Raw genomic sequence first — 12,268 nt, 5'->3', positions numbered from 1 at the left:
ACAGCCTCGTCCGTCGACGGTGGTGACGGATATGAGCCGGGACGCTAGCGGCCGACGATCATCTCCACCAGCCCCGCAGCGGACAGGCTGACGCTGCGGCGGCGGGGACCACCCGTACCGCCGGGGTGATCCGGCGGGAGCATGAGCGTCGATCAGCCGAACGGCCGGGTGTCGACAGTCAGCTGACGTCCACCAGGGGCAGGGATCGGCCCGCGCCGCCGCCGGGCAGCGCGATCGAGGAGAAGTGCGAGACCACCCGCTCGTCGGTCGGGTCGTCGGCCGGCGTGTGGTGCACGGCGAGCCGGTTGTAGAGAGTGTCACGCTGCGCCGGGATCCGGTCCGCGGAGCGGATCATGCCGATCAGCTCGTGCAGGTTGGAGCGGTGCCGGGCACCGGCGGAGGAGATGACGTTCTCCTCCAGCATGATCGAGCCGAGGTCGTCGACGCCCATGTGCAGCGAGAGCTGCCCGACGTCCTTGCCGGTGGTCAACCAGGACGCCTGCAGGTGCGGCACGGTCTCGAAGAAGAGCCGGGCCACCGCGACCAGGCGCAGGTATTCCAAGGTGGTCGCCTGGGTGCGGCCCTTGAGGTGGTTGTTCTCCGGCTGGTACGTCCACGGGATGAACGACCGGAAACCGCGGGTGCGGTCCTGCACGTCGCGGATCATGCGCAGGTGCTCGATCCGCTCGGCGTGCGTCTCGCCGGTGCCCATCATCATGGTGGCGGTCGACTCGATGCCCTGCCGGTGGGCCAGCTCCATGACCTCCAGCCAGCGCTCGCCCGACTCCTTGAGGGGGGCGATGGCCTTGCGGGGCCGCTCGGGCAGCATCTCCGCGCCGGCGCCGGCGATCGAGTCCAGGCCGGCGGTCTTGATCCGGGCGATGGCCTCGTCCAGGCTCACCCCGGAGACCTTGGCCATGTGCAGGATCTCGCTGGGGCCGATCGAGTGGATGACCAGCTGTGGGTACGCCTGCTTGACCGAGGAGAACAGCTCCTCGTAGTACTCCACTCCGTAGTCCGGGTGGTGCCCGCCCTGGAGCATCACCTGGGTGGCGCCCAGCTCGACCGCCTCGCCGCACCGGCGAAGGATCTCCTCGGTCGGGTGGGTCCACCCTTCCTTGTGCTTGGGCGCGCGGTAGAAGGCGCAGAACTTGCACGCCGTCACGCAGACGTTCGTGTAGTTGATGTTGCGGTCGATCAGGTAGGTGACGACGTTGTCCGGGTAGCGTCGCCGACGCACCGCGTCCGCCGCCTCGCCCAACGCGTGGAAGGGCGCCTCGGTGTAGAGCAGCAGCGCCTCCTCGGGCGTGATCCGCCCGCCGTCCGCGCCGCGCTGCAGGATGTCGTCGATCTCCCGGCTCACCGTCACGCCCCCGAGCCTACGCCGGTCCCGCGCCCTGGCCCGGAGGGGTGCTCAGGGCTGGCACCGTCTCCGCGATCTTGCACTTTCTGTCGCGACATAAGGGGCATCCCACTCATCTCGACAACCAAAACTGCAAGATCGGCGCGGGCGGCGTCGTCACGCGTCGTAGTCGACGGTGAGCTTGTCGGTTGTCGGGCTGGACTGGCAGGTCAGCACGTAGCCGGCGGCCAGCTCGTCGGGCTCCAACGCGTAGTTGCGGGCCATCGTGACCGCGCCGTCGACGACCTTCGCCTTGCAGGTCGAGCAGACGCCACCCTTGCAGGCGTACGGCAACTCACCCCGCACCTTCAGCGCGGCGTCCAGCACCCGTTCCTCGCGACCCATGGTGAAGCTCGACGACCGGCCGTCCAGCACGATGGTCACCTCGGCCCCGGCGCCCGCCTGGTCGACCGGCCGGCGCACCGGCTCCGGCGGCGTGTCGACGTGGAACAGCTCGGTGTGCACCGCCGACTCGGGCAGCCCACGTGCGGTCAGCACGTCCCGGACGTCGACCACCATGCCGTACGGGCCGCAGAGGAACCACTCCTCGATCAGGTCGTCCGGCACGATGGTGCCCAGCAACCGGCCCAGCCGTTCGGCGTCGATCCGACCGGAGAGCAGCGGCGACTCGCCCTGTTCCCGGGAGAGGACGTGCACCAGGTGCAGCCGGGTGGGGTAACGGTCCTTCAGGTCGGCCAACTCCTCGGCGAACATCACAGTGTTCGCCGTGCGGTTGCCGTACACCAGTGTGAAGGTGCTGGCCGGCTCGACGGCCAGGGCGGTCGCGACCAGCCCGAGCACCGGGGTGATGCCGGAGCCGGCGACGACAGCGCCGTAGTGCCGCACCCGGTCCGGCGCGAACGCCGTGGTGAAGGTGCCCAGCGGCGGCAGCACCTCGACGGTGTCGCCGCCGCGCAGCGCCCCGCAGGCGAACGCCGAGAAGGCGCCGCCGGGGATCTCCCGCACCCCGATCCGCAACCGGCCGCGCCGGGCCAGGTCGTCGGGGGTGGAACAGATCGAGTACGACCGGCGCACGTCCGCGCCGTCCTCCGCGGCTCGCCGCACGGTGAGGTGCTGACCGGCGCGGAACGCGAAGGTCTCCCGCAGTTCCTCGGGTACGGCGAAGGTCACCGCCACGGAGTCGTCGGTGAGCCGGTCGACGGCGGCGACGGACAACGGGTGGAAGACCGGCCGGCGGCGAACCGGGCGGGTGATGGTGACAGTCACAGCGCCTTCAGGTGGTCGAAGGGTTCGGAGCAGGAACGGCACCGCCACAACGCCTTGCACGCGGTGGAGCCGAACCGGCTGACCTGCTCGGTCTCCGGCGAGCCGCACTGCGGGCAGCGGACCGTGAGCGTCAGCGACACGACGCCAGCGGCGGGCACCGGGGTCGGCGGGGCGATCCCGGCGGCGGCGAGCTTGGTCCGCCCACGCTCGGAGATCCAGTCGGTGCTCCACGGTGGGCTGTAGACGGTCTGGACCTGCGCGTCCGGGTGGCCGGCGGCGGTGAGCGCGCGGCGGATGTCGGCCCGGATCACATCCATCGCCGGGCAGCCGGTGTAGGTCGGGGTGATGGTGACGGTGACCCGGCCACTGGCCGGATCCTCCTCGACCGCCCGCAGGATGCCCAGCTCGTCGATGGTGATGACCCGGATCTCCGGGTCCACCACCGACGCGGCCGCCTCCCTGGGGTTCACCACTTCGCTCCGGGGTGGGCGCGGTGCAGCACCTGCATCTCGGCGAGCAGGTAGGCCAGGTGCTCGGTGTGCACACCGGCCCGCCCACCGGCCGGGGCCCAGGCGCTGTCCGGCTGGATGAGCGTCGCCTCGGCCAGCACCGGGCCGACGACCTCGTCGAACGCCGGCCGCAGGGTGGCCGGGTCGACCGGTGCCGCCGGGTCCGCGGCGAACAACTCGTGGGTGTACGGCCACACCTTGTCGACGGCCGCCTGCATCCGGCGATGCGACTCCTCGGTGCCGTCACCGAGCCGCTTCACCCACAGCGCGCCATGGTCCAGGTGGTACGCCGACTCCTTGCGTGCCTTCGCGCCGATAGCGGCCAACCGCTCGTCCGCGCAGCCGGCCAGCGCCGTGTAGAGCGGCAGTTGGTACGCCGCCAGGAAGAACAGCTTCGCCATCGTCACCGCGAAGTCGTCGTTGGGCAACTCGACCAGTAGCGCGTTGCGGAACTCGCGGTCGTCGCGCAGGTACGCCAGCGCGTCCTCGTCGCGGCCGGCGCCCTCCAGCTCGCCCGCGTACGACAGCAGCAGGCGCGCCGCGCCGAGCTGGTCGAGGGCGATGTTGGCCAGCGCGATGTCCTCTTCCATCTCCGGGGCACGGGTGGTCCACTCGGCCAACCGCTGGGCCGTGACCAACGCGTCGTCGGCGAGCGCGAGGGTGAAGTCGAAGGGCCCGTTCACAGGTGGGCCACCCCGTCCGGCACCTCGTAGAAGGTGGGGTGGCGGTAGACCTTGTCGGCGGCCGGGTCGAAGAAGGAGTCCTTCTCGTCCGGGCTGGACGCGGTGATCGCACCGGCCGGCACCACCCAGATCGACACGCCCTCCTGGCGGCGGGTGTAGAGGTCGCGGGCGTTGCGCAGGGCAAGCGCGGCGTCGGGCGCGTGCAGGCTGCCGACGTGCGTGTGCGACAGCCCGCGCCGGGCCCGCACGAAGACCTCCCAGAGCGGAGTGTGTTGCGTCATGCTGCGACCGTCTCCTTCTGTCCTGCCCGCTTCGCGGCGTATGCCGCGGCGGCCTCGCGTACCCAGGTGCCGTCGGTGTGCGCGGCCCGGCGGTGGGCCATCCGCTCCCGGTTGCACGGCCCGTCGCCCGAGATCACCTGCATCAGCTCGTCATAGTCCGGCTGGGTGTAGTCGTACGCCTGCCGCTCGTCGTTCCAGCGCAGGTCCGCGTCGGGGATGCGAAGCCCGAGGATCTCGGCCTGCTGGACGCACATGTCGACGAAGCGTTGGCGCAGATCGTCGTTCGAGAAGCGCTTGATCTTCCAGGCCATCGACTGGGCGGAGTGCGTGGAGTCGCCGTCCGGCGGGCCGAACATGGCCAGCGACGGGTACCACCAACGGTCCACCGCGTCCTGGGCCATCGCCTGCTGCGCGGGGGTGCCGTGCGCCAGGGTGTGCAGGATCTCGTAGCCCTGCCGCTGGTGGAACGACTCCTCCTTGCAGACCCGGATCATCGCGCGGGCGTACGGGCCGTAGGAGCAGCGGCAGAGCGGGACCTGGTTGACGATCGCCGCGCCGTCCACCAGCCAGCCGATGGCGCCAACGTCGGCCCAGCTCAGGGTGGGGTAGTTGAAGATCGAGCTGTACTTCTGGCGGCCGTCGAGCAGCAGTTGGACCAGCTCGTCGCGGCTGATGCCGAGGGTCTCGGCGGCGGCGTAGAGGTAGAGGCCGTGGCCCGCCTCGTCCTGCACCTTGGCCAGCAGGATCGCCTTGCGCTTGAGCGACGGCGCCCGACTGATCCAGTTGCCCTCCGGCTGCATGCCGATGATCTCGGAGTGGGCGTGCTGGGCGATCTGCCGGATCAGCGTCCGCCGGTACGCGTCGGGCATCCAGTCGCGGGGTTCGATCTTCTGCTCGGCGTCGACCACCTCGGCGAAGTACGCCGCCAGGTCCTCGTCCGGCGCGGGCCCGCCACGCCGCCCGCGCGCCGCCGCCGCCCGCAGCTCGGCCTCGGCGGCCTCGACCTCGCCCAGCAGGCCGCCGGGCGCCTCGTCCGGGGTGCCGTTCGGGGCGGAGAAGTCGTTGCCATACATGAGGCTAAGTGTTACAGCTTGCGCCACGTTGCGCCAGGGGGTGTAACAGGAATCCGAGCATCCCATCCGTAATCGAATGACTGCTTTGTGCTACCTGGAGGTCGCCCTGTCGTCGTGACTTAGGCCACGAAACAAAGGTGAATCCCTGCAAAAACCTCATACCGGCCCCATATCCCGCCTTTATCGCAGGTTGCCTAGTGTCGAACCCTGGCGGTCTGCCGGTCCGGACGTAGACTTCTGCCGGTCAACCGATCGGCTGCCGACATCGACATCTCCACAGAGGCCACCTCCCCCGGCCTCGGCGATCGCACCCGATACGTCCCGACGGCAAGCCGGTCCCCCCGGCCCTGACACCTGGAGTTCAGCCACTCATGCGATCTCGCGTGACCCTGGTGCTCGCCATCACGGCGGTCGTGCTCGGCGGCGTCCTACTGGTCCCCACCGCGTACGCCCGACTCGCCAGCGACGGCAGCGGCGGAGGCGGCGGCGGAAGCACGGCGAGCGTCGCCGCGCCCGCACCCACCCCACCGCCGCCACCCACCCTGGCGGCCGGCCCGGTGTCGGTGAGCTTCAAGGGTGAGTTCTTCTCGTGGGCTCTGCTGGACCGGAAGACGGGCAAGATCTCCGGGTCGCCGAACATGACTGCGACCAGCTCCACCGAATCGATGATCAAAGCGTGGATCGTCTCCGACTACCTGCGGCAGCTCGGCGACAAGGAGCCGCCCGCAGCGCTGAAGGAGGCGGCTCGACTCGCCATCGTCGACAGCAACGACGGGGCGGCGAACAAGGTCCACGCCGCCGCGGGTGGCTCATACAAGCCCTCGACCAGCAGCATTCCCGACGCGGTGATCCAGCGGGCGATCAAGATCTGCGGGCTGACCGACACCAAGCGCGGCAACACCAAGCCGTACACCGGCTACTGGAGCTATACCCGGATGTCTCCCCGCGACGCGGTCCGGGTCGGCGACTGCATCGCCGACGGTAAGGCTGCCGGCCCGAAGTGGACCAAGTGGGTGTTGGATCAGATGAGCAAGGTCAGGGGCACCACCGCGACCAAGGACCAGAAGACCGAGTCCGGCGGTGGCCGCTGGGGGATCATCGACGGCCTACCGAAGTCGATCACCGCTCAGGGGCCGGTCAGCATGAAGAACGGCTGGACCCCGATCTACGGCGACGGCAACTGGCACGTCAACTGCCTCGCCGTCACCAGCAAGTGGAGCCTCGCGGTGATGCTGCGCTACCCGATCAGGACCGGCCTGGACTACGGCGCGAAGGTCTGCGCCAGTGTGGCCACCCAACTGGTCACCCCGCAGCCGGGCGCCGCGCTCAAGGTGCCGCAGCAGCCGGTCGGAAAGCTCTGATGGCCGGTAACCGTCGGGTCGACCGGCGCAACGGCGGCGAGGCTTCACCGATTCGGCTGATCGCCGTCGCGGTCATCCTCATCGGGCTGGTCCTGGTGTCGCTGCGGCTGCTGCCCGGTTCGCCGTTCGAGTCGTCCGCCGCAGCCAAGTGGGGCGACGCGGGCTCCGGCACCAGCGACCGCCCCACCGGCGCCGGCACCGACCGCAGCGCCCGCCAGCCGTCCTCGCCGTCACCGAAGCCCAGCCCGTCGCTGGAGCCGCTGCCCTTCGTGGCCAAGGACCTCGATCTGAACATCGAGGGCTGGTACTCCTGGAGCGTCCTCGACCGCCGAACCGGGAAGATCATCGGTTCGAAGAACATGGGCGAGACCAGCACCACCGCCTCGATGATCAAGGCATGGATCGTCGCCGACTACCTGCGTCGCGCGGCCGACGCCGGCCAGACCCCGAGCGACGCGAAGCTCGCCGACGCGACGCGGATCATCCGGGACAGCGACAACACCCGGGCCGAACAGTTCTACAACCAGGTCGACCGGGACGCCTCGATCAAGCGGCTCATCTCCATGTGCAAACTGACCGACAGCAGCGTCGCCCCCGACGGCGGCTGGAGCCGGACGGCGCTCTCCCCCCGGGACACGGCTCGGATGGGCAACTGCATCGTCACCGGCACCGCCGCCGGGCCGAAGTGGACCAAGTGGCTGCTCAACGAGATGAAACTGGTTCGCGGTGCCGGCGACTTCGGTATCCGCAAGGCCTTCCCGGCGGCCGAGCAGAAGAAGATCGCCATCAAGAACGGGTGGATCGACCGGATTAGGGAGCAGGAGATGCACATCAACTGCCTGGCCATCGGTGACACCTGGACGATGGGCGTGATGGTCAAGTACCCGATCAACATGGGCTACGACTACGGCATGAAGAACTGCCAGAAGATCACCGAGGCACTGCTCCGCCCCGGCACCTGAGCCCCTGGCGCCTCGGCGCTTCGCCGGGCCGGTTGGCTTTGCCGGCCCGGCTGGCAGCGGTCAGCCGGCGAAGAACTCCGGGCCGCCGTCCGGCAACGCCGGGGCCTCGCCGATCGCCGCCGCCCGTCGGGCCCACTCGCGCAGCCCGGCGACCTGCCGGTCGCCAAGGGAGAAGTCGAGGGTCCGGAAGTACGTGGCCAGCGTCTCCGCGTCGAAGGTCTCCCACCGGGCAGCCGCCTCGGCGACCTGGTCCAACTCCGCCAGGCAGAGATCCCGCGAGCGCAGGAAAGCCTCGTGCACCTCCTTCACCAGGCCCGGGTGGGCGGCGGCGAAATCGCGGCGAACCGCCCAGACGGCGAAGACCATCGGCAGCCCGGTCCACTCCCGCCACGCCTGCCCGAGGTCGGTGACAGTGAGGCCCTTCTGCGGTGCCTCGTAGTACGCCCGCAGCGCCACGTCCCCGATCAGCACGGCGGCGTCGGCCTCCAGCAGCATCTGGGTCAGATCCGGCGGGCAGCGGAAGTACTCGGGCCGCACGTTGTACTGCTCGGCGAGCAGCAATTGAGCCAGCATGACCCCGGTCCGCGAGGTCGAACCGAGCGCCACCCGGGCGCCGTCCAACTCGGCGAGCGGCCGGGTGGAGACCATGTTGACCGAGAGCACCGGCCCGTCGCTGCCCACCGCCAGGTCCGGCAGGAGCAGCAGCTCGTCGGCGTGCTTCAGATACTCCAAGAGCGTGATCGGGCCGATGTCGAGGTCGCCGGCGACCAGCGCCGCGCTCAACCGGTCCGGCGAGTCCTTGTGCAGGTCCACGTCGAGCAGGGCACCGGAACGCATCAGACCCCAGTAGATCGGCAGGCAGTTCAGGAACTGGATGTGCCCGACCCGCGGGCGTGCGATGCGCTCAGCCATGGCCCGACCGTATCGCCGGCGGCTGGCTCCGGCTCGGCGGGCCGGCGCGGAGTGGCCAAGCCCGCATTTGACGACCGTCGTACCGCCCGGGTCACGACCGGCACGAACACCAGCACCACCAGCAGCCCGACCACACCGGCACCGGCGATCAGCGGCCGAGGCGGAACGACCGCGAGCAACGCCCCGCCGATCAGGAAGCCGGCCATCGAGCCACCCTGCACCGCAGCGCCGTAGCTGGCGTACGCCCGGGCGCGCATCGCCTCCGGTACCCGCCGAGCGGTGAGCAGGTTGGCGAAGACGTTCTCGCCACCGTTGGCCGCACCCCCCACCAGCCAGAGCGGCACCAACACACCTGCGGCCGGCACCGTCGCCGCCAGCAACACCATCAGGCTGCACACGGCCAGAGTGGCCAGCACCCCCCGTACCAACGCGCCGTCGTCGTCGAGCCGCCCGGCAAGTCGTACGGCGAGCCAGGTCCCCGGCAGCATGCCAGCCATCCATGCGGCACTCACCAGGCCGTACGTGGTCGCCGAGCCCCCCAGCGTCTCCCGGATGAAGAAGACCTCGATCACGTTGATGCCGCCGATCGCCGCGATCACCACGGCGGTGCTCACCACCATGACGAGCATCAGCGGATCGCGGCGCAGCCGCCAGCCGATCTCCGTACCCCCAGGGGTTGCCACGCCGCCCAAAACGGCCGGGCTGCTCACGGTGGTGGCCGGGCTGGCGGCGGCCTCGCTGCCCACGGCGGCCTCGCTGCCCACGGCGGCCTCGCTGCCCACGGCGGCCTCGCTGCCCACGGCGGCCTCGCTGCCCACGGCGGCGGGCCGCCGGCCGCCGCGTCGGGTCCGCAGCAGTAGGCCCGCGACCACGAGCGCCAGGTAGGTCGCGGCATCGAGAAGCAGCGGTACGCGGGTGCCGAACTGTCCCACCAGCAGGCCGGCCAGCACCGGGCCGCCGAGCGCACCGAGCGAGACGGCGGTCTGACTGATCGCGCTGGCTCGCGGCAGGTCGGCCGGGCGGACCATCGCCGGCAGCAGCGCGGCGAGGCAGGGTTGGGTGACCGCGAGCCCGCAGGCCAGCAGGGCGACGAGCCCTACCATCAGTACCGGTTGCTCGATGACGGCGAGGAGCGCGCAGATTGCGGCCTGCCCGAACCCGATGGTCACCAGCAGGGTACGGCTGTCCGTCCGGTCGGCGAGTCGGCCCGCGAGTGGGGCGAGTACCACCAGGGGCAGGGTGGCGGACAACAGCAGCCCCGATACGGCCAGACCGCCGGCACCGGCACCCTGTAGCGCCAGCGCCAGCGCGGTCGCGGCGAGGAAGTCGCCGCAGATCGTGGTGCCTCGAGCAGCGGCGGCGAGCCAGACGTCCGACCAGCGCGACTCGTCCGTTGTGAAGGACATACTTCGAAAATAATGCTTCACAACTGATTGATGCAAGCCTGGCTATGCCAACGGCACCGTCCGGTACTGCACCGCGACCGTGCGCGCCCCCGCCGGTGGGGCACCCTGCCGCCGCCGCGGGTGATACGGCCGGAGCAGCGCCAGCACCGCCTCGTTCAACTCGGCCAACTCGTCGGCGGTGAGGAGCAACAGCGTGTCGGTGAACAGAGCGGTGTCGTACCATTCGGCCGGCTCGTCCCCGGCGCGCCGCAACCAGTCCCGGGTCCGCTCCATGGCCCGGACCGCATGCGCCTCCACCAGCGCCTGCTCGGCCGCACGCGCCTCAGGCCCGGCATCACGACCCGCCTCGACCAGCACACTCACACTCGGCACACGCCACAACCGCTCGCGCGCGTCCCCCCGGCTCGGCGCCTGCTCAACCAGGCCGAACTTCGCCAGCGCCCGAAGGTGGTAACTGGTTGCGCTCGGCGACAACCCAACGATCTCGGCACACTCGGTGGCAGTCCCACCACTCTCGCGACTGTTCAGGTGCTCCATGATCGCGATTCGAGCCGGATGAGCCATCGCCCGCATCACCTGGGGGTCGCTGATCGTCATCCGGCGTGAATCGGAGCGGGCCTCGGTCATACGCCCATGATCCCGGCAGCCCCGCCAACCTGCCATCACCCCCGCGTCCCGCTCGGACCACCGCGCGTCGGCCACGCTTTTACCTTCGGCCGCGGGCAGGCGGATTTGCCGGCGGGCACGGCTTGGCGGGGTGGCCTGAGTGGCGAGCGCGGGTTTGCGTCTCTGCGGCGCGGCGCGGCGCGGCGCGGCGGGGCGCGGCAGGGCGCGGCAGGGCACGGCAGGGCACGGCGGGGAGACTTCGCGGCACGGCGGTTCGGCGGCGCGGCGGTTCGGCGGCGCGGCGGCTCGGCGAGCGCGGCGAGCGCGGAGCGGATTGGCGGCGCGGCTTGGCGGCACGACAAGCGGGCAGCTCACGATGATCGACGAAATTAATTGCACTCATTGATCAGGACGACTCCAAAGTGTCGTACACCAGTTCTATTCTGCTCTCATGTTGGAGGCGTTGGCGCAGGTGGATGGGGCAGTTGACGACTGCGCCGAGACCGCGTTCTGGGCGCTCTCCGATGACGAGTTGCTTGCTTCTCTCGACGCGACTCAGGTGTTGGCGCAGCGGTTGGCCGCCGTTCAACTCGGTCTGGTCCATGAGTTGGACGGTCGCGGGCTGGCGGTCACCCAGGGCGCCTCGTCCACTGCGGTCTGGCTTCGGGAGCGGCTGCGGCTCTCGGGTCGCAGCGCCCGCCAGCTGGTCCAGCTCGCCGCCACCATCGACGCCGCCCCGCCAGCGGTGCGCGACGCGCTGCTCAGCGGTGCCATCACCGTCGAGCAGGGTCGGGTGGTGGCCGAGACGATCGCCGCCCTCCCGGTCGAAGCCGGTCCCGAGGTGGCGGACAAGGCCACCCAACTACTGGTCACCTGGGCCGACCGTTTCGATCCGACAAGCCTGAGCCGGCTCGGCGAGCGCGTCCTCGCGCACGTCGCCCCGGAGTTGGCCGACCAGGCTGAGTTGAAGGCTCTGGAGCGGGCCACCGAGCGAGCCGAGGCCCGCCGGCACGTCACGCTCTCCGAGCAACGAAACGGCCAGGTACGCCTCAGCGGCAACCTCGACACCGAAACCGCGAGCCTGCTGCGCGAGGCCATCGATCCGCTCTGCACCCCAACCGGTGAGCAGGATGACCGCAGTCCTGGTCAGCGCCGCGCCGACGCGTTGGGCGAGATCTGCCGACTGGCGCTACGCACCGGCCAGCTGCCCGACAACGGCGGCGACCGTCCTCAGCTGGTGGTGACCGTTTCGCTGGAGGAACTGGTCAACGGCGTACGCGCCGGAACACTGGAGACCGGCACGCGCCTCACCCCCGGGGCGGTCCGCCGCCTGGCCTGCGATGCGGGCGTGCTGCCGGTCGTGCTGGACGGCAACAGTCAGGTCCTGGACGTCGGCCGGCAGCGCCGGCTCTTCACCGGCCCGTTGCGGCGCGCGCTGGTCCTGCGGGACGGCGGTTGCGCCTTTCCTGGTTGTGATCGGCCGCCGAGATGGTGCGACGGTCACCACATCCGACACTGGGCCGACGGTGGGGGGACGGCGCTGGGCAATGCGGTGCTGCTCTGCGGCTACCACCACCGGTTCATCCACCGCGGCGACTGGACGGTCCGTCTCTCGGCGGACGGTCGACCTGAATTCCTCCCGCCCAGCTGGCTCGACCCACTGCGCACCCCTCGTCGCAACCTCTACCACCTGCGCTGCTGATGCCGCCAACCACGCCCACGCCGCCCGCGCCTGCGTCTGGCGACCGCCGCCGCGGTCGCCACCGTCACCGCGCCTTGCCGCCGCGACCGCAGTCGCCACCGCGACCGCCACGGCCTCACCACCGCCACGGCCTCGCCACCGCGC

Annotated in this window: 12 protein-coding genes; 3 read left to right on the top strand and 9 right to left on the bottom strand. The window is 70.6% G+C overall.

The features are described 5' to 3' along the window. Window positions 1-178: 178 nt before the first annotated feature. From mqnC to paaA, 6 genes are all read right to left on the bottom strand, one after another. On the bottom strand, window positions 179-1,369 hold the full coding sequence (gene mqnC / locus ABZ794_RS05350; protein ID WP_196928716.1) for a cyclic dehypoxanthinyl futalosine synthase: 1,191 nt from the start codon (window positions 1,367-1,369) through the stop codon (window positions 179-181). Between the two features lie 150 nt (window positions 1,370-1,519). Continuing rightward, entirely contained in the window at window positions 1,520-2,629 is a 1,110-nt protein-coding gene (gene paaE / locus ABZ794_RS05345) for a 1,2-phenylacetyl-CoA epoxidase subunit PaaE (protein WP_357514379.1), read from the bottom strand. Further along, entirely contained in the window at window positions 2,626-3,102 is a 477-nt protein-coding gene (gene paaD, locus ABZ794_RS05340) for a 1,2-phenylacetyl-CoA epoxidase subunit PaaD (protein ID WP_357514377.1), read from the bottom strand. Before paaD ends, paaE begins: the two co-directional genes overlap by 4 nt. Next, window positions 3,096-3,821: a 1,2-phenylacetyl-CoA epoxidase subunit PaaC gene (gene paaC, locus ABZ794_RS05335; protein ID WP_357514375.1), complete on the bottom strand. Its 726-nt coding sequence runs from the start codon at window positions 3,819-3,821 to the stop codon at window positions 3,096-3,098. Before paaC ends, paaD begins: the two co-directional genes overlap by 7 nt. Continuing rightward, complete coding sequence (paaB, locus tag ABZ794_RS05330) at window positions 3,818-4,102, bottom strand: 1,2-phenylacetyl-CoA epoxidase subunit PaaB (RefSeq protein WP_238689472.1); 285 nt, start codon at window positions 4,100-4,102, stop codon at window positions 3,818-3,820. Before paaB ends, paaC begins: the two co-directional genes overlap by 4 nt. Beyond that, window positions 4,099-5,175, bottom strand: coding sequence for a 1,2-phenylacetyl-CoA epoxidase subunit PaaA (gene paaA / locus ABZ794_RS05325; RefSeq protein ID WP_357514372.1), 1,077 nt, complete (start codon window positions 5,173-5,175; stop codon window positions 4,099-4,101). The genes paaB and paaA overlap by 4 nt, the downstream gene beginning before the upstream one ends. A gap of 371 nt (window positions 5,176-5,546) precedes the next feature. On the opposite strand from paaA, the gene ABZ794_RS05320 reads away from it, so the two are divergent. Together ABZ794_RS05320 and ABZ794_RS05315 are read left to right on the top strand one after the other, a co-directional pair. Continuing rightward, the gene (locus ABZ794_RS05320) at window positions 5,547-6,536 is read left to right on the top strand and encodes a hypothetical protein (RefSeq protein ID WP_210785478.1); all 990 of its coding nucleotides are present in this window, start codon (window positions 5,547-5,549) and stop codon (window positions 6,534-6,536) included. Next, window positions 6,536-7,498 (top strand): hypothetical protein, encoded by a 963-nt coding sequence (locus tag ABZ794_RS05315; RefSeq protein ID WP_357514369.1) that lies wholly within the window; start codon window positions 6,536-6,538, stop codon window positions 7,496-7,498. The genes ABZ794_RS05320 and ABZ794_RS05315 overlap by 1 nt, the downstream gene beginning before the upstream one ends. A 60-nt stretch (window positions 7,499-7,558) precedes the next feature. Here ABZ794_RS05315 and ABZ794_RS05310 read toward each other — a convergent pair whose 3' ends face one another. The 3 genes from ABZ794_RS05310 to ABZ794_RS05300 are packed head-to-tail and all read right to left on the bottom strand — an operon-like array spanning window position 7,559 to window position 10,443. After that, window positions 7,559-8,410, bottom strand: coding sequence for a menaquinone biosynthesis protein (locus ABZ794_RS05310; protein ID WP_210785476.1), 852 nt, complete (start codon window positions 8,408-8,410; stop codon window positions 7,559-7,561). Continuing rightward, window positions 8,362-9,816, bottom strand: a complete 1,455-nt coding sequence (locus tag ABZ794_RS05305) for an MFS transporter (protein ID WP_357514367.1) — start codon at window positions 9,814-9,816, stop codon at window positions 8,362-8,364. The genes ABZ794_RS05310 and ABZ794_RS05305 overlap by 49 nt, the downstream gene beginning before the upstream one ends. 42 nt (window positions 9,817-9,858) lie before the next feature. Beyond that, on the bottom strand, window positions 9,859-10,443 hold the full coding sequence (locus tag ABZ794_RS05300; protein WP_357514365.1) for a winged helix-turn-helix domain-containing protein: 585 nt from the start codon (window positions 10,441-10,443) through the stop codon (window positions 9,859-9,861). A gap of 430 nt (window positions 10,444-10,873) precedes the next feature. On the opposite strand from ABZ794_RS05300, the gene ABZ794_RS05295 reads away from it, so the two are divergent. After that, window positions 10,874-12,124: an HNH endonuclease signature motif containing protein gene (locus ABZ794_RS05295; RefSeq protein WP_210785474.1), complete on the top strand. Its 1,251-nt coding sequence runs from the start codon at window positions 10,874-10,876 to the stop codon at window positions 12,122-12,124. The last annotated feature ends 144 nt before the right edge of the window (window positions 12,125-12,268 follow it).

The organism is Micromonospora sp. NPDC047187, assembly GCF_040643355.1.
Classification (GTDB): domain Bacteria; phylum Actinomycetota; class Actinomycetes; order Mycobacteriales; family Micromonosporaceae; genus Micromonospora; species Micromonospora salmantinae.
This window is presented reverse-complemented; position numbering and strand designations above follow the sequence as displayed.

Bases quoted from the DNA above. Each gene is read 5' to 3' on its own strand.
- ABZ794_RS05300 (WP_357514365.1), bottom strand. From the start codon at position 10,443: ATGACCGAGGCCCGCTCCGATTCACGCCGGATGACGATCAGCGACCCC.
- ABZ794_RS05305 (WP_357514367.1), bottom strand. From the start codon at position 9,816: ATGTCCTTCACAACGGACGAGTCGCGCTGGTCGGACGTCTGGCTCGCC.
- ABZ794_RS05320 (WP_210785478.1), top strand. From the start codon at position 5,547: ATGCGATCTCGCGTGACCCTGGTGCTCGCCATCACGGCGGTCGTGCTC.
- paaB (WP_238689472.1), bottom strand. From the start codon at position 4,102: ATGACGCAACACACTCCGCTCTGGGAGGTCTTCGTGCGGGCCCGGCGC.
- paaA (WP_357514372.1), bottom strand. From the start codon at position 5,175: ATGTATGGCAACGACTTCTCCGCCCCGAACGGCACCCCGGACGAGGCG.
- ABZ794_RS05315 (WP_357514369.1), top strand. From the start codon at position 6,536: ATGGCCGGTAACCGTCGGGTCGACCGGCGCAACGGCGGCGAGGCTTCA.
- ABZ794_RS05295 (WP_210785474.1), top strand. From the start codon at position 10,874: ATGTTGGAGGCGTTGGCGCAGGTGGATGGGGCAGTTGACGACTGCGCC.
- ABZ794_RS05310 (WP_210785476.1), bottom strand. From the start codon at position 8,410: ATGGCTGAGCGCATCGCACGCCCGCGGGTCGGGCACATCCAGTTCCTG.